General features: G+C 62.1%; 15 protein-coding genes and 1 tRNA gene. 6 read left to right on the top strand and 10 right to left on the bottom strand.

Annotated elements, in window-relative coordinates; translation table 11 throughout:
• Positions 1 to 3: 3 nt before the first annotated feature.
• Positions 4 to 3,351, bottom strand: a complete 3,348-nt coding sequence (locus tag BM234_RS02130; protein ID WP_092060157.1) for a transglutaminase family protein — start codon at positions 3,349 to 3,351, stop codon at positions 4 to 6.
• A gap of 191 nt (positions 3,352 to 3,542) precedes the next feature.
• On the opposite strand from BM234_RS02130, the gene BM234_RS02125 reads away from it, so the two are divergent.
• A complete protein-coding gene (locus BM234_RS02125; RefSeq protein WP_092060155.1) occupies positions 3,543 to 3,752 on the top strand; it encodes a TOBE domain-containing protein in 210 nt (69 codons plus the stop codon).
• Here BM234_RS02125 and BM234_RS02120 read toward each other — a convergent pair.
• The 5 genes from BM234_RS02120 to BM234_RS02100 all read right to left on the bottom strand — a co-directional run bounded on the left by BM234_RS02120 (position 3,707) and on the right by BM234_RS02100 (position 8,336).
• Entirely contained in the window at positions 3,707 to 4,522 is an 816-nt protein-coding gene (locus BM234_RS02120; protein WP_092060153.1) for an ABC transporter ATP-binding protein, read from the bottom strand. The two genes, BM234_RS02125 and BM234_RS02120, sit on opposite strands and share 46 nt — an antisense overlap.
• Positions 4,519 to 5,487, bottom strand: coding sequence for a FecCD family ABC transporter permease (locus BM234_RS02115; protein ID WP_092060151.1), 969 nt, complete (start codon positions 5,485 to 5,487; stop codon positions 4,519 to 4,521). The genes BM234_RS02120 and BM234_RS02115 overlap by 4 nt, the downstream gene beginning before the upstream one ends.
• Positions 5,488 to 5,504: 17 nt before the next feature.
• On the bottom strand, positions 5,505 to 6,566 hold the full coding sequence (locus tag BM234_RS02110) for an ABC transporter substrate-binding protein (RefSeq protein WP_245752446.1): 1,062 nt from the start codon (positions 6,564 to 6,566) through the stop codon (positions 5,505 to 5,507).
• Positions 6,567 to 6,691: 125 nt separating this feature from the next.
• Positions 6,692 to 6,776, bottom strand: a tRNA-Leu gene (locus BM234_RS02105).
• Between the two features lie 63 nt (positions 6,777 to 6,839).
• On the bottom strand, positions 6,840 to 8,336 hold the full coding sequence (locus BM234_RS02100; protein ID WP_092061301.1) for an NAD(P)H-hydrate dehydratase: 1,497 nt from the start codon (positions 8,334 to 8,336) through the stop codon (positions 6,840 to 6,842).
• A gap of 173 nt (positions 8,337 to 8,509) precedes the next feature.
• Between BM234_RS02100 and BM234_RS02095 the strand changes: the two genes are divergently transcribed.
• The 3 genes from BM234_RS02095 (at position 8,510) to BM234_RS02085 (ending at position 11,650) form a co-directional block, all read left to right on the top strand.
• The gene (locus BM234_RS02095) at positions 8,510 to 8,848 is read left to right on the top strand and encodes a P-II family nitrogen regulator (protein WP_092060147.1); all 339 of its coding nucleotides are present in this window, start codon (positions 8,510 to 8,512) and stop codon (positions 8,846 to 8,848) included.
• A 40-nt stretch (positions 8,849 to 8,888) separates the two neighbouring features.
• Positions 8,889 to 10,295 carry a type I glutamate--ammonia ligase gene (glnA, locus tag BM234_RS02090; protein WP_092060145.1) on the top strand — a complete coding sequence of 469 codons (1,407 nt, stop codon included), beginning with the start codon at positions 8,889 to 8,891 and terminating at the stop codon, positions 10,293 to 10,295.
• Positions 10,296 to 10,531: 236 nt separating this feature from the next.
• The gene (locus BM234_RS02085; protein WP_092060143.1) at positions 10,532 to 11,650 is read left to right on the top strand and encodes a glycine cleavage T C-terminal barrel domain-containing protein; all 1,119 of its coding nucleotides are present in this window, start codon (positions 10,532 to 10,534) and stop codon (positions 11,648 to 11,650) included.
• A gap of 55 nt (positions 11,651 to 11,705) precedes the next feature.
• On the opposite strand, the gene BM234_RS02080 is transcribed toward BM234_RS02085, so the two are convergent.
• The 4 genes from BM234_RS02080 to BM234_RS02065 form a co-directional block, all read right to left on the bottom strand.
• Positions 11,706 to 12,287 (bottom strand): DUF924 family protein, encoded by a 582-nt coding sequence (locus tag BM234_RS02080; RefSeq protein WP_092060141.1) that lies wholly within the window; start codon positions 12,285 to 12,287, stop codon positions 11,706 to 11,708.
• A 126-nt stretch (positions 12,288 to 12,413) separates the two neighbouring features.
• Positions 12,414 to 13,673: an MFS transporter gene (locus BM234_RS02075; protein ID WP_092060139.1), complete on the bottom strand. Its 1,260-nt coding sequence runs from the start codon at positions 13,671 to 13,673 to the stop codon at positions 12,414 to 12,416.
• Positions 13,674 to 13,698: 25 nt separating this feature from the next.
• Entirely contained in the window at positions 13,699 to 14,808 is a 1,110-nt protein-coding gene (queA, locus tag BM234_RS02070) for a tRNA preQ1(34) S-adenosylmethionine ribosyltransferase-isomerase QueA (RefSeq protein WP_092060137.1), read from the bottom strand.
• A gap of 5 nt (positions 14,809 to 14,813) precedes the next feature.
• On the bottom strand, positions 14,814 to 18,095 hold the full coding sequence (locus BM234_RS02065) for an AsmA-like C-terminal region-containing protein (protein WP_175501179.1): 3,282 nt from the start codon (positions 18,093 to 18,095) through the stop codon (positions 14,814 to 14,816).
• A 63-nt stretch (positions 18,096 to 18,158) separates the two neighbouring features.
• Between BM234_RS02065 and bcp the strand changes: the two genes are divergently transcribed.
• Positions 18,159 to 18,620: a thioredoxin-dependent thiol peroxidase gene (gene bcp / locus BM234_RS02060; protein WP_092060133.1), complete on the top strand. Its 462-nt coding sequence runs from the start codon at positions 18,159 to 18,161 to the stop codon at positions 18,618 to 18,620.
• Positions 18,620 to 19,435, top strand: a complete 816-nt coding sequence (locus BM234_RS02055) for a ferritin-like domain-containing protein (RefSeq protein WP_092060131.1) — start codon at positions 18,620 to 18,622, stop codon at positions 19,433 to 19,435. Before bcp ends, BM234_RS02055 begins: the two co-directional genes overlap by 1 nt.
• Positions 19,436 to 19,463 lie beyond the last annotated feature (28 nt).

The raw sequence follows: 19,463 nt of genomic DNA, 5'->3' as shown, positions 1-19,463 counted from the left end.
CGATCATATTCCCGGAGCGCGCCGCAGATCGAGGGTCATCGGGAATTCCGGATGAGGCGTCTCGGGTGCGGGCCAGTAACTGCCCGGCGTATGGCCGGACTTCTCAAACCGCGCAAGGCGGCGGGCATCGGCCTCATTCGTGTTGACCGGGAAGGTCTCATAGTTGCGACCGCCCGGATGCGCCACGTGATAGGTACACCCGCCAAGCGCGCGGCCCGTCCACGTATCAAAGATGTCGAAGGTCAGGGGCGCATCGACCGGCAGGACCGGATGCAAGGCCTCTGCCGGCTGCCAAGCCTTGAAACGTACTCCGCCCACAGAAACGCCATTCTGATCCGTCGCGGTAAGTGGAATGGCGCGGCGGTTGCATGTGACGATATAGCGGTCGGGGTCGGCAGCGGAGAGCTGCACCTGCATCCGCTCCACCGAACTGTCAGTGTAGCGCACGGTGCCGCCAATGGCGCCCCGCTCTCCCAGAACGTGCCAAGGCTCCAGCGCCTGACGCACTTCCAGATGCACACCCTCGTATTCAACCTCGCCCGCGAAGGGGAAGCGGAACTCGCGTTGCGCCTCGTACCACTCGGGCCGGAAATGAAGCCCATGGTCGCCAAGGTCCCGCAGAACGTCGAGGAAATCCTGCCAAACGAAATAGGGCAGCATGAAACGATCATGCAGCGTCGTACCCCATCGCACCGGTTTGCCCTTGAGCGGCGCATCCCAGAACCGGGTCAGTAGCGCCCGGATCAGAAGTTGCTGCGCGAGGGACATGCGCGCATCGGGCGGCATCTCGAACCCGCGGAATTCCACGAGGCCGAGCCGTCCTGTCGGGCCATCGGGCGAATAGAGCTTGTCGATGCAAATCTCCGCCCGGTGGGTATTGCCCGTCACATCGGTCAGCATATTGCGCAGAAGCCGGTCGGTCAGCCATGGCTGTACCGGGGGCCCCTGCTCCGGCGTCGGGATCTGAGCAAGCGCGATCTCAAGCTCATAGAGCGTGTCGTGGCGCGCTTCGTCGATCCGCGGAGCCTGCGACGTGGGCCCAATGAAAAGCCCGGAGAACAGGTAGGAGAGCGAGGGGTGCCGCTGCCAGTGCAAGATAAGCGATCCAAGCAGGTCAGGCCGCCGTAGGAACGGTGAGTCGTTCGGAGTTTCTCCGCCCACAACCACGTGATTGCCGCCGCCCGTGCCCGTATGGCGGCCGTCGATCATGAACTTGTCCGCCCCAAGACGACATTGACGCGCCTCTTCGTACACGGCGTTGGTGATGGCGACGCAGTCGGCCCAATCGCCTGCAGGATGCACGTTGACCTCGATTACGCCGGGGTCGGGCGCCACGCGGATAACATTCATGCGCGGGTCCTGCGGCGGCGCATAACCTTCGATATGCACCTTGAGGCCCAGCGCACGCGCGGAATCCTCGGCGGCGTCGATCAGCTCCAGATAATCCTCAAGCGCCTCGACCGGGGGCATGAAGACACAAAGCCGGCCATCGCGCGGCTCCACGGAGATTGCCGTGCGCACTGCCCCATCGGGGGAATTCAACTGCTGCTCGCGAACGTCTTGCGAATTGCCGCTTTCACGCGGGGCCGACACGGGCTGTTCGCGCTCGGGCGTCCGAGCGGGCTCGGTCGGGCCGTTGCCGAAATCAGGCAGTGGCCCGCGCTCAACCGTCGGATCAGTGACATAGACGTATGGATACTGCGAGGGTGGCACATGGGGTAGCGAGCCGAGCGGAATGCGGTATCCAACGGGGCTGTCGCCCGGCACGAGAAACACGTGACCACGGCGGAGTTTCCATTTTTCGGACCGCCAGCGATGCCCCGCCGCCTTCGATTGCCAGCGTTGGATCGGAAGCACATGGCCCGCTGGTTCAGTCAGGCCACGCCCAAAGACGCGCGCGATGCGGTTACGTTCTTCGGGATCCTTGAGACGAGAGTTCTCCGGCGTCACATTCTCCGGCAGGCTGCCTTCCTTGATGACCCATTCGGCGGGATCTTCATAGGCTGCCACCACCATCTCGCTTTCGACGCCCAACCGTTCCGCGATGTTGGCAAGCAGCGCCTCGGACTGCTCTGGCGTCGCTCCGGTGTTGTCATTCTCCTCAGCGATCAGCGCGGGATCTTTCCACACCGGCTTTTCGTCCCGCCGCCAGTAAAGGGAGAAGGTCCACCGGGGAAGCGTCTCTCCGGGATACCACTTGCCTTGCCCATAGTGGAGGAACCCGCCCGGTGCGAAGCGATCCCGCAAACGCCGGATCAGCTTGTCCGCCAAACCCCGTTTCATCGGCCCCACTGCTGCGGTGTTCCACTCATCCCCCTCAAAACCGTCGATCGAGACGAATGTCGGCTCCCCCCCCATGGTGAGACGCATATCCTGAGCGGCGATCTTTTCATCGACTTTGCGGCCCAGCGCATCGAGCGCTTCCCAGCTTTCATCGGAAAAGGGCTTGGTAATGCGGGGATGCTCGGCAATCCGCGTCACCTGCATGTCGAAATCGAAATCGATCTGGGTATCGGGGGAGCCGGTATACCCACCCACGATGGGCGCGGCATTCCGGTAATGCGGGGTCGCGGCCAGCGGAATGTGGCTCTCTCCCGTCAAAAGCCCGGAGGTCGGGTCAAAGCCGATCCACCCCGCGCCGGGAAGGTACACTTCGCACCACGCGTGCAGATCGGTAAAATCCTGCTCGGTTCCCGAAGGGCCGTCGAGCGCCTTGAGATCCGGCTTGAGTTGGATGAGGTACCCAGAGACAAACCGCGCGGCAAAGCCGAGATGGCGCAGCAGGTGGACAAGCAGCCAACTCGTATCGCGGCACGATCCCTTGGCCGTCTGTAGGGTTTCCTCGGGCGTCTGCACGCCCGGCTCCATACGGATCACATAGCCGATTTCGCGCGCGAGCCGTGCGTTGATCTCAACGAGGAAATCTACCGTGCTCTCGGCCTGTTTCTGAATACTCCCGAGCAACGCGTCGAAAAGCGGGCCCTGCGTCTCGACCTTGCGGTAGATCGACAGGTCTTCGAAGATGTCCTCGGGGTACGTAAAGGGAAAACTCGCAGCGGTCTCATCGACGAAGAAATCGAACGGGTTGTAGACCGTCATGTCGGCAACGAGATCCACTTCGATCTTCAATTCGCGCACCGGTTCGGGAAAGACAAACCGAGACATCCAGTTTCCGTAAGGGTCCTGCTGATGATTGACGAAGTGCCCCTCGGGAGAAACTTTCAGCGAATGGGATATCACGCGCGTCCGGCTATGCGGCGCGGGGCGCAGGCGAATGACCTGCGGGCTAAGCATGACGGGCCGATCATAGCGGTAGTGAGTGAGATGCCGGATACTTGCGGTGATTGCCATTGTTTGCCTTTGGTCTTTGGTCCCTGTGCCGGGATAGGAGAGACCGTTCGTGGTGGGATGTAAAGCGCGGCCGGACATCGGCAATGCGCTCCCGGCGTAGGCTGCCTGCAAATTCCTCACTCCTGCAAGGCGGACTTGCACGCCCCTGCCCCCGTCACCTAGGTAGACCCAAACACGCAAAGGAGACAGCGATGAAAATCAGTGCGCGCAACAAGCTTCAAGGCACCGTGACCGCCATCGAGACTGGGGCCGTCAACAGTACGGTCCGCATCGACATCGGCGGCGGAAGCCAGATCACCGCCATGATCACCAACGAAGCCGTCGAGGAACTGGGGCTAGCCGTGGGTGGCAGCGCCTATGCCGTGGTCAAGGCCTCGGATGTCATGGTGGCTGCCGACTGACGCGCAGGCAGGCAGACACGCCGACCAGAGGGCGTGCGCTCCACTTCGATGCCCACGCCATACACCGCAGACAGGGCCCCGGCGGTCAGAACCTCTTCTGCCGGGCCCTGCGCCGCAATGCGCCCCCCCGACATCAGCAAGACCCGCGCCTCTAGCGCAAACGCCTGATCCGGGTCGTGGGTGGATAGCACGATACCGCGCCCCTGTTCCTCTTTGGAAAGCCTGGCGATCTGATCAAGAACCTGAACCTGATTGCCGAAGTCGAGGCTGGCAGTCGGCTCATCCAGAACGATGAGGGACGTATCCTGCGCAAGGGCTCGGGCGATCATCACCAATTGCCGCTGCCCCCCGGAGAGTTGAGCGTAGTCCTGCGCCGCCAGTTCGGCGATCCCCAGACGCTCAAGAGCTTCTAATGCGATTTTCCGATCCTTCGCACCCGGTTGCCCGAATGCCCCGAGCCGCGCCGTCCGTCCCATAAGGACAACTTCGAGCACGTCGAAGGCAAATGTCGGCGCATGTGCCTGTGGCACATAGGCAATGCGGGTTGCGATTTCGGCGCGGGACAGACGCAACATGGGCCTGTCGCCCAAGTGTATCTCTCCCCCAAGCGGAGGCAGCAATCCCAGCAGGGTACGAAAGAGGGTGGTCTTGCCGCACCCATTTGGCCCAAGCAGGCAGAGGATTTCGCCCCGACCAAGCGCAAGCGAAAGCCCCTCCCCGATCCTGCGCCCCCCATGCCCGATGGCAAGATCGCGCGCGCGCAAGGTCATGACCAGCCGCTCCGCCCACGCGCGAGCAGCCACACAAAGAACGGGGCCCCGACTACGGCGGTGAGAATTCCGAGCGGCACCTCGGCCCGGGCGATGGTGCGCGCCGCCGTATCGACCGCCAACAGGTAGCCTGCTCCAAGCAGAGCGGATGCCGGGAGAAGCCTGCCGAACCCCGGCCCCACCAGCATTCGCGCGATGTGCGGGATGACGAGCCCGACCCACCCCACTACGCCGGCCAGAGCGGTGACGCTGGCCGTCACCAAGGTCGCGGCCGCGATGACGGCGATACGCGTGCGGGTGGTATCAATCCCCAGCGCGAGCGCCTCCTCATCCCCCATCGACAGGACGTTGATCTGCCAGCGCAACAAAAACAAAGGCAAAAGCCCCAGCGCGACCGGGACGAGCGCGGGCGTCAGATCGGCGGATGTTACCGAGGCCAGCGACCCAAGGAGCCAGAAGGTTATCGCGGGCAGTTGATCATAGGGGTCGGCCATCACCTTGAGCAAAGAGGTCGCGGCCCCGGCGAGCGCCCCGATGACGACCCCTGTAAGGACAAGGCTTAGCGTTCGTTCCGCATGCCGCACAAGTGAAGCCACCGCCATCACGAGCGCGACGGAGAGAAGCCCACCCGCAAAGGCGAAGCCTTGAATGAAGAGGACAGGCATCCCAAGGAAGATCCCGCCGACCGCCCCAAGGCCGGCACCGGCGGAAACACCGAGGATGTCCGGGGAAACGAGCGGGTTGCGAAACAGCGCCTGATAGGTCGCCCCGGCGGCAGAAAGCGCCGCCCCTACGAGAAGCGCTGAGGCGACGCGCGGTAGGCGGATGTTCAGGATGACGATCCCGGATTGCGCATCCCCCCGACCCAGCAACGCGGCCAGCGTTTCCGAAGGCGTGAGCCCATAGGGACCAACCAGCAAGGCCCCGAAGGAAAGAAGCGCCAATCCCACCGCGAGCCAGATCATCAATCTCGGTACCCGGGTCAGCTTGGCGGCCTTCCCTCGGCCCACTCCAGCAGGCGATCAAGCTCTTCTTCCGAAAGATCGACGTGATACCACAATTGGAAGAAGTCGCGCGTCTCCTCTCGAAGGTCACTCCCCCAGTCATCGGGATAGAACAGTCCCGCCATCCATTGCAGCCCCATCATCCGGTTGACCGATGGGGGACGGTCGATCCAGCCAAAGGGAGCGGTGGGCGAGAGATAGACCTGCCCTGTCCGCACCGCCTCCACACCGGCCCAAAGAGGATCGGCCCAGACGCGGCCATAAAAATTGCGGTCCCATGTCACCACGACTTCGGGGTTCGCAACGATCACTGTTTCCATCGAGCTTTGCACCAGCCCGCGGGTTGCCCCACCGTCATCGGCGACATTCACGCCCCCTGCACGTTCGATGATCTCTGTATTGATCGATCCCTTCATGCCCGTCTCCAGCCCGTCAGGTCCGCGGGCGAGATAGGTGCGCGGGCGCGCCTCTTCCGGAGCATCCCCGAGGATCGCATCGATCCGGGCAAAAATCTGCTCGGTATCGGAGGCGAGTGCCTCTCCTCGCTCCGGCACGTTCAGGATCTCTCCCACGAGGCGCAGCGCCTCTGGAGTATTCTCAAATCGTCCGTCGATCAGCAGGTAGGGAATGCCGGTTTGTTCCTGCACGCGGTTTGCCAGATCGATATAGGTGTCGCGCACCGAGCCGAAATCGAGGATGAGATCAGGCGCGATCTGCAACACCCGTTCGAGGTTTGCCTCCCCGCCCCGCCCCGTCAGGCGCCCCGTTTCGGGAAGGTCGCGGTAGGGAGCGGCGATATAATCCCTCTCTTCGGCCCGGAGCGCGCGCGGCCAACCGGCCAGAACCTCGGGACGTATCACATAGGTCAGGATCGAGGCCGTGGGTCCGGCGGCAAACACCGTAGTGATGTCTTCGGGAACCTCCACCTGCCGACCAGCGCTGTCTGTGATCATCCGGGCCTCAACCGGCGCTGCGAGCACGATAAAAGCGGCGAGAAAGCGCAGGCGCATCATGGTCTCCATCCGGCATGGTTGTGGCATGGCCCCCCTCGGGCCAGCGCCACCTATGGCAAGACCATGTTCGCAGCCGGCGCGCGATGCAACCCGCGCGTGTGATTCAGACTGCGGGTTTCGCAAGCCTGTGCCCATCATGCCCTGAAAGAAGGTGGTGCGGGTGGAGGGACTTGAACCCCCACGCCTTGCGGCGCCAGAACCTAAATCTGGTGCGTCTACCAATTTCGCCACACCCGCAACGGGGCGCTCAATAACAAAGCTCTGAGGGGGATGCGAGCGGATTCTTTCACCAACTCGCGGTCAAACCCCAATCGTGCGAAAGACGGCAGGGAGAGCATCGGAAAGATCCTCGGCAATGAGCCCCGGCCCGAAGGTGCGGGCGGCTTGGACATGAAGCCAGACCGCCGCCGCAGCTGCCTCAAAGGGCGACATGCCCCTCGCAATCAGCCCTACGATCATACCTGCGAGCACATCTCCGGCCCCGGCCGTTGCGAGCCACGGCGCTGCGCGATCATAGGCGGCCACGTGCACGGCAATGCGCCCGTCGGGGCCTGCAATAATCGTATCCGGCCCCTTGAGCACCACAGTGCATCCCGCACGCTCCGCCGCCGCCTGGGCGGCATCCACCCGCGAATAGGCAGGGCCCGCCTCGGCCGGATCGCTCAACCGTTCCGCCAGATCAGGGAAGAGCCGCGCGAATTCGCCACCGTGCGGGGTGAGCACGCATTTGTCGTGAAGAAAGCCGAACAGCACAGACGGATCACGCGAAAACCGACTCAGGGCATCGGCATCCAGCACGGCGGGAATCTCGGATCGCAGTGCTGTGATGGCCAGCATCTGGGTATCGTGGCGCAGGCCAAGCCCCGGGCCGAGGCACACCGAGGAGATACGCTCATCCTCCAACGCTTCGGCAAGTCCCGGCGCACCATCCAGCGGCCGCAGCATCACCGCATCAAGTCGCGCCGCGTTTTCCGTCAGAGCGCGCAGAGGACACCCAACCGTGACAAGGCCCGCTCCGATTCGCAGTGCAGCCCTCGCGGCAAGCCGCGCCGCTCCGCCCTTGCCGGGGCCGCCCGCGACCACAAAAGCATGCCCGCTGTGATATTTGTGCGCGGAGGCTCCTTTGGAGAGGTCGGACTGAACCGGAGCACCAATGAGCGGAATCCCGTCCTGCTCCGCAAAGTGCTCCAGCCCGATATCAGTCACGACTAGCTCGCCACAGTGGTCAGGCCCTGCGGAGATATAATGCCCGCGCTTCGGGCGATGAAACGTGACCGTCAACGCTGCATGAAACGCCACGCCCCCAAGCGCACGCCCGCTATCGGCGCAGAGCCCCGAGGGGATATCCACCGCGACGCACGTCGCCGGGACAGTATCCCGAGCCAAGTCTGCCGCGCGCCCATCCAAGGGTCTTGCGAGGCCCGTTCCAAAGAGCGCATCGACCACCAGATCGGCCCCTTCGACGCGCACGTTATCCAGCGTTGTCACCGGGTTCGCGTCGGCCCATCGGTCATGCATCGCGCGCGCATCACGCGGCAACGCTTCCGCTGCGCCGAGCAAGCCAACCTCGACGGTCCAACCGGTTTGGGCAAGATGATGGGCGATGACGAAACCATCCCCGCCATTGTTTCCCGGACCGGCCAGAATAAGCGCCCGCCCAGGTTCAAACCGCTCCCCAATCGCCGCCGCGACCGCTGCCCCTGCGCGCTCCATCAGGTCGGCGCCAGATACCTGTTTCGAGTCGATTGCGCGGGCTTCTGTGGCGCGCATTTGAGCAGTGCTAAGCAAGTCCGTCATTTTTTCGATCACCTCGATTCAACCCTGCACATACTTTAGGCATTACGCTTAAAATAAAATCACGCTACATCGGTGCCACGGATGAGCTGACTAACTGTCACCCTATCCGATTGTGAGCATGTAATGAAAATGATCTGCACCGAAACCAGCAGGTCATTGGCGAGGAGATCCCCATGAAGAAGATCGAAGCGATCATCAAACCCTTCAAACTCGATGAGGTGAAAGAAGCGCTTCAGGACGTGGGGGTTCAGGGCCTCTCGGTCATTGAGGTCAAAGGGTTCGGGCGGCAAAAGGGTCATACCGAACTGTACCGCGGTGCCGAATACGTCGTCGACTTCCTGCCCAAGGTGAAGATCGAGGTGGTGATTGACGACGCGCAAGTCGAAGGCGCGATCGAGGCGATCATCGCTGCGGCCAAGACCGACAAGATTGGCGACGGCAAGATCTTCGTGAGCCCCGTGGAGCAAGCTATCCGCATCCGCACCGGTGAAACCGGCTCGGACGCGCTCTGAACAACAACGATATTACCAAGAAACGAAAGGGAAGACGGGAATGAGCAACAAGGACGTTCTCAAGACGATGAAGGACGAGGAGGTCGCATATGTCGACATCCGCTTCACCGACCCGCGGGGGAAACTGCAGCACGTAACCATCATGGCCGATCAGGTCGACGAAGACTTCCTCGAAGAAGGCTTCATGTTCGACGGCTCGTCCATCGCAGGATGGAAATCGATCGAGGCCTCCGACATGAAACTCATGCCGGACACCGAAAGCGCCTATATCGATCCGTTCTATGCGGAAAAGACGCTCTGCATCCACTGTTCCGTCGTCGAGCCCGACACCGGCGAATCGTATGAGCGCGACCCGCGCGGCACGGCGGAGAAGGCAGAAGCCTATCTCAAATCCTCCGGGATCGGCGATGTGTCCTATTGGGGCCCCGAAGCGGAATTCTTCTTGTTTGACGACGTTCGCTTCTCAAACAAGATAAACAAGGTGTCCTACGAGGTCGACGCAAGCGACGCGTCGTGGAACTCAGACACCGAATACGAGATGGGCAACATGGGCCACCGGCCCGGCATCAAGGGCGGCTACTTCCCGGTCAACCCGACCGACGAAGCACAGGACCTGCGCTCGGAGATGCTCTCCACCATGAAGCGCCTCGGGATGAAGGTCGACAAGCACCACCACGAGGTGGCGTCGTGCCAGCACGAACTTGGCCTCATCTTCGGCACGCTCACCAAGCAGGCCGACGAGCTTCAGAAGTACAAATACGTGATCCACAACGTGGCCCACGCCTATGGCAAGTCCGCCACGTTCATGCCGAAGCCGATCTATGGCGATAACGGCACCGGCATGCACTGCAACATGTCGATCTGGAAAGACGGCAAGCCGCTTTTCGCAGGCGACAAATATGCGGATCTGAGCCAGGAAGCGCTGTGGTTCATCGGCGGCATCCTAGTCCACGCCAAGTCGCTCAACGCCTTCACCAACCCGTCCACCAACTCCTACAAGCGCCTGATCCCCGGCTTTGAAGCCCCGGTTCTGCGCGCCTATTCCGCTCGCAACCGGTCTGGCTGCGTCCGGATCCCATGGACGGAAAGCCCGAAGGCCAAGCGCGTTGAGGCCCGTTTCCCCGATCCATCGGCAAACCCCTATCTGTGCTTTGCCGCGCTCCTGATGGCCGGCCTCGACGGCATCCAGAACAAGATCGATCCGGGCGAAGCCATGGACAAGAACCTCTACGATCTGCCCGCCGAAGAGCTCGAAGGCATTCCCACGGTTTGCGGCTCGCTGCGTGAGGCGCTTGTCGAGTTGGAGAAGGACCACGAGTACCTTCTGGCCGGTGATGTCTTCACCAAGGACCAGATTGACGGCTATGTCGCGCTGAAGATGGAAGAAATCGAACTCTTCGAGCACACGCCGCATCCGGTCGAATTCCAGATGTACTACAGCTGCTGATCGCAGCACGTCCTGAAGCATCGAACGCCCGGGTTCTTCCCGGGCGTTTTTTCGTTTCAGCCTGCGCATCCCCCCCCACAAAACCTTCGCTCTGCCGCGCTACCTGCTGGACTTGCGCGTTCCCCCGCCTAGTGTCGGATCGGGAAAAGACCAATGGGCGACGGCACATTCGGGCGGACGCACACTCCGCCCCAACCGGCCCTGAGGTCTCAAGGAAAATACGGGGGGGAATTTACGTGAACTTTCAGATCGGCATCGGGCCAAACATTCGAAAGTCCGTCTATTTTGATGCCACCGTTGCAGATGGCGTCGCGGGGTTCTCAGTCTACAACCACATGTATATCCCCGCACATTTCGGAAATCCCGAAGCGGAATACGACAGCCTGATGAACGGCGTCGCCATGTGGGATGTCGCAGCGCAGCGTCAGATTGAAATTTCCGGCCCCGACGCCGGGCGGCTCATCCAATTTCTGACAACCCGCGACATGAGTAAGACGAAGATTGGCCAAGGCCGCTATGTGCCGATCTGTAATCACGCGGGCAGGCTCATCAACGATCCGGTTGCGTTGATGGTGGCGCCGGACCGGTACTGGCTGTCGATCGCCGACAGCGACATCGAACTGTGGGCGAGCGCCATCGCGGCGGAGCGCGGCATGGATGTGCAGGTTTCCGAAGCAGACGTTTCCCCCCTCGCCATTCAAGGCCCCAAGGCGGAAGCGCTGGCCGTGGATCTTTTCGGCGAATGGGTCACCTCCTTGAAATACTTCGGGTTCAAGGAGACGAGCCTTCGCGGGATTCCTTTGATCCTTGCGCGGTCCGGCTGGTCAAAACAGGGCGGTTTCGAACTCTACTTGCTCGACGGCTCCCGTGGCGGAGATCTCTGGAGCATCGTCAAGGCCGCAGGGGAGCGCTATGGCATTCGGCCGGGCGCGCCCAACGATCAAGAACGTATCGAAAGCGGTCTTGTCTCCTACGGTGCCGATGGCCGTTTGCAGACTAACCCCTGCAATCCATTTGAAATTTCGCTGGGAAAGCTGGTCGATTTCGATCAGCCCGACGATTTTGTCGGCCGCGCCGCACTTCTGAAGATCAAGACCGAAGGACCGCGCCGCAGGCGTGTTGGGTTCAGGGTGTCGGGCGCGCCGATACGGTCCTGCCAGTCCTCGGTCGCAGTACAAACTGCTGATGGAGAAACCGTCGGCATCCTCAGCGAGAGCATCTACTCAAGCCGTTTTTCTTGCAATGTGGGCGTAGGAATGATCGCATCAGAGATCGGCGACGACGCAACGGATCTTAGTGTCACCCTCGGGGGAGAGTCGCGCCAGCTCGACGTCACTTCGCTGCCCTTCGGATAGGGCCGCGGCGACAAAGATCGGCCACGCCCCCTCCTAGGTGTATTGCCCTTAGGCCCTATTCCGCGGCTGTCTGAAACGCCTTGATGGTGCTGCCATAGCCGCCTTGATCGATGTAGTTCTGCTCTTGCGGCGTTGTCCGACGGGCCAGCGCCTCGTTGCGGTAGGGGAAGCGACCAAACATGCGGATCACCTCGCGGTGCGCACGGGCATGGAGCAGGTTCGGTGCGCCGGTCTCGGGCATCCGTTCGCACATGAGTCGCACGCAACGGTCCTGATCCGAAAGGCTCTCGGAGTGCATCAGCGGGAGATAGAAGAATTGCCGAGCAGGTTCATCGATCTTCATGTCCCAGCCACGGTCAATCGCAACCTTTGCGGCGGCCATGGCATATTTGTCCGAGGAAAAGGCGCGCCCCATCCCCCGGAACATGTTGCGCGGGAACTGGTCCATGAGAATGATATAGGCCAGCGCCCCGCTCGGGTAGGTCAGCCAGAGCGCATAAGAGCCCTCGCAAGCGTTCACCCAAGGCTCCTCGAAGCGGTTGCGCACAGCCTCATCCAGGTCCTCGGAGACCTTGTACCATCCCTCTTGCCCGATCTCGTCGAGCCAGAATTCCAGAACCTCATCGGGCCGTACCATCCGTTCCCCCTCATGTTACAGGTCTTGGGTCCATCGGAAGGATAAACCCGCGACAATTCAAGCAGCCAGTCACAAATTGCGTCAGTTTGAGACAGGCCTCGCACGGCCCTGCCCATGCGACGAGCGTCAGGCGACGTTTCGGCTGTCCTCCTGCGCTTCTTCGATGGCGACTTCTTGCGCGGCTTCGACCGAATAATGCGACCCCATCGGCGCCAGTGGTGCCAGCCCGTGGGTATCCTCAGACGATGGCGCCGCGCGCTGTGTCATCCGGTAAAGACCATAGCCCGCCAGAATGAAGAGCAATGCCCCAATGATAATAAAGTAGCCCTCTGCGCCGACCGCGCCCATGAACCAGCCGGTCCCCAGCGGTCCAAGGATCGCCCCCAGACCGTTGATAAAGAGCAGGCCAGCAGAGGCGCTGGCCATGTCCTCCACCTCAAGAAAGTCGTTCGTATGGGCAATCAACATGGAATAGAGCGGGTTCGACATTCCGCCAACGAGGAACGCCGCCACCAGAAGCGCCGTGAACCAACCGCTGGCGAGAACCGCGAGGATGGAGGCAAATCCCCCCACCGCTGCGACGATGGTCACCAGACGCCGCCGGTCGGAACGGTCCGAGAGCCAACCCAGCGGATACTGCATGATGAGCGCGCCCACATAGAAGGCTGCTACGAACATGGAAATCTGCGCAAGCGACAGGCCCGCCGTCGTGCCATAGACCGCCGACATCCCGAACTGGGCCGAGTATACGCCGCCAAGCAGGAACATGCCGACACAGCCGAGCGGAGAGCTTTGGAACAGTTGCGGCAGGCTCATGGGTTTGGTCGTCTCGAACGACGGTGTCGGGCTGATCGACAGAAGAATCGGCGCAAAGGCCACGGACACCAGCACCGAGGGAATGACGAAAAGCAGAAAGCCCGACGCATCGGGGATCAGCACGACGGCCTGCGCTGCGATGATCCCGATCATCTGGACAATCATGTAGAGCGAAAGCGCCTGCCCGCGGGTTTCATTGGTGGCCGCATTGTTGAGCCAGCTTTCCGCTGTCACGTAGACCCCGCAAAAGCAAAAGCCGATGATGATACGCCCAACGGCCCAAGCCCACGGATTCTCGAATGTCGGATAAAGAATGAGAACGGCGGAGATGAGCGAGCCTAGCGCCGCAAAGACCCGCACATGCCCCACGCGCCGAATCATACCCGGAGTAAGCCTGCTGGCGATCAAGAAACCCGCGAAGTATGCGGACATGACGATCGACATCTGCAACGTGCCAAAGCCCGCCGCGCCGCCTCGTATGCCCAGAAGCGTGCCTTGTACGCCATTGCCCAGCATCAACAGCAACATGCCCAGAAGAAGAGCCCAAGAATTCGCAAAGACCGTCAGCATGGCTTTCCCCTAGTTGGGTAGAAGATTAGGGGCGCGCGCCGTCCCCGGATTGTCCGTCCGCGACTGTCGCCGTGTCATTTCGCGACGTCGGGAGCAAGAGAGATGCATCCCCATAGGAGAAGAACCGGTAACTTTCCGCTACCGCGTGGGCATAGATAGCGCGAATCCTCTCCATGCCCATAAAGGCCGAAACCAGCATCATGAGCGTCGATCTGGGAAGATGGAAATTCGTCATAAGCGCGTCGGCCACATGAAAGGCAAACCCGGGATAGATGAAGATGTCTGTGGTGCCTTGCCAGGGCGCAATGGCGCCCGTGCTCCGGGCTGCGGTTTCAATCAGGCGCAACGCGGTGGTGCCCACTGGGATCACGCGACCACCGGCGGCTTTCGTGGCGGCGATCTCGGCTGCTGCCGTTTCACTGATCTCACCCCATTCGCCATGCATCTTGTGGCGGCTGACGTCCTCGACCTTCACCGGCAGGAAGGTGCCCGCGCCCACATGAAGAGTGACATAAGAAATCTCCACTCCCCGCTCACGCAGTGCCGCGAGCAAAGCATCGTCGAAATGCAATGAGGCGGTAGGCGCCGCGACGGCCCCCGTGTTCCGCGCCCAGACGGTTTGGTAATCCTCGTGATCCTGCGCGTCGGCGGCACGGCGCGCCGCGATATAGGGCGGAAGCGGCATGGCTCCTGCCTCGGCCAGCGCTGCGTCAAAATCCTCGCCCGCCAGATTGAAGGAAAGCGTCGCTGTTCCCTCCTTACGATTCTCCACCCGCGCGGAAAGCGCCTCTGAGAAACGGATTTCCTCGCCGTCTCGTACCTTCCGCAGGGGTTTGAGCAATGCCGACCATTGGCCGCCCGGTTTCGGCTCCAGCAAGGTGGCCTCAATCCGGGCCTCCGTTGACCCCTCCGGTCCCTCTCGGCGACGCAGCCCGGAAAGACGGGCGGGGATCACCTTTGTGTCGTTGAGAACCAACCTGTCACCGGGGCGCAGCCATTGGGTCAGGTCCAAGACGTGCTGATCGTGGATCGCATCGCCCTCTGCCACCAGAAGCCGTGCGGAAGATCTGGGGCGCGCGGGCCGCGTGGCGATGAGAGCCTCAGGAAGATCGAAATCGAAATCGGACAGTTGCATGGAGTTCAGTTCCCGGTCTGCGGCGGCTGGCGTCGAAAGATCTCACGGAAGAACCCCGGCGTGAGGGCCGAGAGCGGATTGACCGAAACCCGTGGATCGGAGGACGTCCCGTTAATCTCATAGGTGAAGCCGATCAACCCCTCGCCCTTGCGTGTCAGCGGCGCACCGAGCGCATTCAACGCATAGACAGGCGAAAGAACGCCCTGCATCGCGACGTCCTTACTGTTGATATTGTAGATCCCGTCGAGCGATACACCGATTGACGGGCCAACGGCGCTGGACTGGGTGACGATGAGCTGCTGCGGCGTCAGCCGGAACTGGGCGTCTATCTCAGAGAAGAAGATGCCGGGCCCCCGAAGCTGATCCAGAATTCCAACGACCGAGATTGCGTCAAGCAATTGTGCCAAAACGGGCATGTCCTGCATGCGCATCGTCCTGATCGAGAGGTTCCCGTCATAGTGCCCGGCTGCGGCACGGGGCACGAGTTGCAGATCGAAAGCGCCGTTGCGCGCGTTCTTGAGAAACCCCGCATCGCGCAGCATGTCGCCGGCATCCTCGCCCCTGAGGCGCACCGCCGTGCGACCCGACCGGGGCACAAGCGTGGCCGAGACCCGCGCGCCGCCGTTGATCCGCCCCTGCACCTGTCCTGAAAGGCCGGAATTGGAAGTCAGATCCCCGCGCAATTGAGTCAGAGAAATCGTATCCGTCAAACGCAACCGATCGAGCGCCAAGGACAGCGGTACAGACCCGCCCGAGGGTCCGCTGGCATTGCTGGAGGGGCGTTTGCCAAGATCGACCGTACCGCCTGAAACCGCGACGGCGGGGGTCCGCCCCGCGCCGCGCCCCGTCAATGTGGCCGACACGTCGAGCCAACCGCCACTTCGCAGGGTGCTGAGTTGCAGCTGATCCAGCCCACCTTCTGACCGCAGCGAAAGACGGCCCTCGGCCAGAAGACCCGGCGCATCAAGGCGCAAGCGATCCACCACGGCTAGTGAACCGAGCCGCCCGCTCAGCTCCAATTCCGCAGCGCGGCCAGCGGCCTTGCTCCAGTTGAGCGGCGCAACCGAGAGGCGCGCACCTATCAGATCGGACCGAAAGGTGAATTGGGGCGTCTCCCCTGACGGCAAATCCAGCGTGAGGTATCCCGACGCCTCGCCCGCAAACGTCCCGTTGGGTAGGGTAACACCAAGCCCAACAAGCGCGTCGGGAGTAAGAGTGACTTCGGCGGTCACCGCGCTCGGGATCGGTTGGCCGCCGGTGGACACCACAGGTCTGGTCCATTCCCCGTCGAAGGGCACCCCATCAAAGGTGCCCTTGCCCGCAATACTCACCCCTTCGTTCGTCAGGGTTACCCGCGCTTCGGGAGCGGCGAGTACATGGCCCGGAATGACCGTCTCGCTTTGCAAGTCCGTCACGACCCCATCAAGGTTCAGAGCCAGTTCGGAGAAAGTCGTCCCGGACTTGCGCGGAAAGCGGACCGTGCCCCCGACGCGGATCTGACCGTCAAACAGATCCACGGGTTTGCCCGCCTTGGACATCAACTCCAATGGCGGTTGATCGAGCAGCGACAGCAACGCCGTCACCGGCCCTTCTGCCGAGATGCGTGTCAGTGCGGGCCCGTAGCGCCAGCGCGTGTCGGGAATGTGAAACACCGTGTCCGCCATCGAAAGCGCGCCGCCTTCGGGCGCGGTGATGGTGCCCTTCTCAACCACCACCGACAGCGCCTCGCGCAGAATTTCGATCCGGCCAGAGACATCCTTGATCGGGGGAATGTCGCGCAGGATTCGCGCCTCTCCGCCCTCAAACCCGGATGACAAATATATCTCCGGCAGGCGCCCCGGCTCAGCGACGATATTGCCAACCGCATTCGTCAGATCCGCCGCATAGAGGTTCTCCCCGACCCACCTGCGGGCGCGGGGCTTGAACGTCTCGGGCCAATAGTGAAACAGCCTGTCTCGTGGAAGACGGGCAATCTCGGCCTCCGCTCTGGCCGACCAACCCTCCGGCTCGGCCGTGGCCGCCCCCGAAAGATGCAGGACTTCATCCCCCGAAAAGAGTGTGCCCTCCCCCAGTTCGATCCGGAAAGGATCAAGCGTCAAGCGCAGGTCCAGCAATGCGCGATCCAGCCCCCGCGCTTCGGGATAAAGCCCACCGGGATTGGCGGTGATATTGGTGAATTCAAGCTGACCGGCAAAAGCAGTCGGCCAGCCGCCCTCATCCTCCACAATCTGGGCGTAGCCTTCGGCCCGGCCGGTCACCCAATCGCTTTCGAGCGAGAACTCATCGAAATTCAGAAGCCGGCTTTCCGGCGCATAGGTGAAATAGGCCCGCGCCGAACGGAGGGGGATCGGCCGGGTACGCTCATTGGGTTGCAGGGCGCCCGCGCCGATCCGCAGCGACGCGGAGATGGGCCCAAGGCCGCCCGCATTTGTCACACTACCCCGGATCGCCCCGGAAATCGGGGCCTGCAGCCCCGCGAGCCATCCGAGTGCGCGACTTTGTGTCGCCAGATCCGATCCGGGGACATCCGCGATGCGAATCTGGAACTCTGACGCGCCGGCGCCGATCTGCGTTTCAAAACCGCCTTCAAGCGTCGCCGCCCCGCCCTGTTGGCCGAGCACCGTGAGTGTGGTGGACAGGTCGAGCGTGTCGCCCTCCCGCGTAATCGACATGAGCCCGCCATCCACCGTCCACGCACGTTCCGCGTGGGCATCCTCATAGCGCAGCGTCAATGCGCGCGCTTCGACCCCGCGAAGATAGGATAGTCGCGGATCATCAAAGGCGGCCTCGATCGCAGCCATGAGATCAAGCACCGCCCCCTCTCCAAGAGAGGCGGCATCCCCGAAGGCCAGTTCAAAGTCGCCGTCGTGATCACGGCGCACCGTAAGAACCGCCCCGGTGAGCGCGATGTCCCTTGGCCGCATCTCGCGGCGCAAGGCCGCGCGCCGGGCAAAGGTGGCGCGGAGGTCTTCGATCCGGGCAATTCGGCCGACCTCGGGCGACGAAATTTCAACGCCCGTCAGGATCACCCGAGGCCGCCAAGAGGTGGACAGTTCCAACGCCATATCGTCGAAATCCAATTGCATGCCCGGCAAGGTTTCGGCCAGCCGCGCTTCGACGCGCGCCTGCAACCACGCCGGCGCCGCAACCGCGCGTCCGTAATGGGCGTAGATCGTCAGACCGACGACCAGCGCACAAATCAGCCCCAACCCGCTTGCAGTCAGGCAGGTCCGCAAGGCGTGGCGCCGAAGGCGTTGCCCGCGCGTGGGGGCATCGGGTTGCGTCATCTCTTTCATCTCCCGCATGCCGGTCTAGTATGAAAGCATTCGCTGCGCCATGAGGAGAAACCTATGATCGAACCCGGCCAACTCGCACCCGATGTCACGTTGCCTCGCGACGGGGGCGGCAGTGTTTCGCTCTCTGATCTGCGCGGCCAGATTGTCGTGCTCTATTTCTATCCGCGGGACGATACGTCCGGCTGCACCAAGGAAGCGATCGCCTTCACCGATGCCGCCAACGAATTCGCGGCGGCCGGTTCGGTTGTTCTCGGGATTTCCAAGGACAGCATCGCCAAGCACGACAAGTTTCGTGACAAGCACGGGCTCAAGGTTGCGCTGCTTTCGGATGAAGACGGCGATACCTGCGAGCGGTATGGTGTTTGGAAAGAAAAGAGCATGTACGGCAAGACCTTCATGGGGATCGAGCGAACGACCGTGTTGATTGACCGTGACGGAAAGATCGCCCGTATCTGGCCGAAGGTGAAAGTCGCCGGCCATGCCGAAGACGTGCTCAAGGCGGTGCAATCGCTGTGATGACGCTCACGGAAATGGCGGTGGAGGTGCTGACCTGCGCCGATGGCCGCGAAAAGACCGCCCTGTCGCACCGCCACGCCGCCCGTTGGTTCGAGGCCCGCGATGCAGGTGAGGAGATCGAAATCGGGATCGGCGCACCACCGGATTTTCCCGCCCGGCCGGAGCGCCCCGAACTCCGCGATCCGCGCGACGTCCCCAAGCGCAAACCAGGGAGCCCTGAGGGGCGCATCGCGCTCCTGCATGCGGTAGCCCATATTGAGTTGAACGCCGTCGATCTCCATTGGGATCTCATTGCGCGCTTCGGCCATGTGCCGATGCCGCCGGGATTCTATGATGATTGGGTACGCGCCGCCGATGAGGAATCAAAGCATTTCAACCTCATGGCAGACTGCCTCGAAGCGAAGGGCAGCTTTTATGGGGCACTGCCCGCCCATGCGGGAATGTGGCGCGCCGCCAGTGATACTGCCGAGGATATCTTTGGCAGGCTCGCGGTGGTGCCCATGGTGCTGGAGGCGCGGGGCCTCGATGTGACGCCCGGGATGATCGCACTCTTTACCAAGGCGGGGGATGCTGGCGCAGTAGACGCGCTTGAGACGATCTACGCCGAAGAAGTGGGTCATGTCGCCTATGGGTCAAAGTGGTTTCACTTCCTTTGCGGGCGAGACAACCGTGATCCAAAGCCTCTCTTTCACGATCTTGTGCGCCGCTATTTCCACAGCACGCTCAAGCCGCCGTTCAACGATGAGAAGCGGGCCGAAGCCGGACTACCCCCTGACTTCTACTGGCCGCTCACCGAAGACTCGGATCATAGTTAATCATTCGTTAGGTCTTTGAAGGCGGTTT

This window comes from Poseidonocella pacifica, from assembly GCF_900111875.1.
GTDB lineage: Bacteria > Pseudomonadota > Alphaproteobacteria > Rhodobacterales > Rhodobacteraceae > Poseidonocella > Poseidonocella pacifica.
This window is presented reverse-complemented; position numbering and strand designations above follow the sequence as displayed.

Excerpts from the sequence above, each read along its gene's own strand:
- queA (WP_092060137.1), bottom strand. The coding sequence starts at position 14,808 with ATGCAACTGTCCGATTTCGATTTCGATCTTCCTGAGGCTCTCATCGCC.
- BM234_RS02110 (WP_245752446.1), bottom strand. The coding sequence starts at position 6,566 with ATGCCACAACCATGCCGGATGGAGACCATGATGCGCCTGCGCTTTCTC.
- BM234_RS02130 (WP_092060157.1), bottom strand. The coding sequence starts at position 3,351 with ATGGCAATCACCGCAAGTATCCGGCATCTCACTCACTACCGCTATGAT.
- glnA (WP_092060145.1), top strand. The coding sequence starts at position 8,889 with ATGAGCAACAAGGACGTTCTCAAGACGATGAAGGACGAGGAGGTCGCA.
- BM234_RS02065 (WP_175501179.1), bottom strand. The coding sequence starts at position 18,095 with ATGACGCAACCCGATGCCCCCACGCGCGGGCAACGCCTTCGGCGCCAC.
- BM234_RS02095 (WP_092060147.1), top strand. The coding sequence starts at position 8,510 with ATGAAGAAGATCGAAGCGATCATCAAACCCTTCAAACTCGATGAGGTG.
- BM234_RS02115 (WP_092060151.1), bottom strand. The coding sequence starts at position 5,487 with ATGATCTGGCTCGCGGTGGGATTGGCGCTTCTTTCCTTCGGGGCCTTG.
- BM234_RS02120 (WP_092060153.1), bottom strand. The coding sequence starts at position 4,522 with ATGACCTTGCGCGCGCGCGATCTTGCCATCGGGCATGGGGGGCGCAGG.
- BM234_RS02055 (WP_092060131.1), top strand. The coding sequence starts at position 18,620 with ATGACGCTCACGGAAATGGCGGTGGAGGTGCTGACCTGCGCCGATGGC.
- BM234_RS02100 (WP_092061301.1), bottom strand. The coding sequence starts at position 8,336 with ATGACGGACTTGCTTAGCACTGCTCAAATGCGCGCCACAGAAGCCCGC.
- BM234_RS02080 (WP_092060141.1), bottom strand. The coding sequence starts at position 12,287 with ATGGTACGGCCCGATGAGGTTCTGGAATTCTGGCTCGACGAGATCGGG.
- BM234_RS02075 (WP_092060139.1), bottom strand. The coding sequence starts at position 13,673 with ATGCTGACGGTCTTTGCGAATTCTTGGGCTCTTCTTCTGGGCATGTTG.
- BM234_RS02125 (WP_092060155.1), top strand. The coding sequence starts at position 3,543 with ATGAAAATCAGTGCGCGCAACAAGCTTCAAGGCACCGTGACCGCCATC.
- bcp (WP_092060133.1), top strand. The coding sequence starts at position 18,159 with ATGATCGAACCCGGCCAACTCGCACCCGATGTCACGTTGCCTCGCGAC.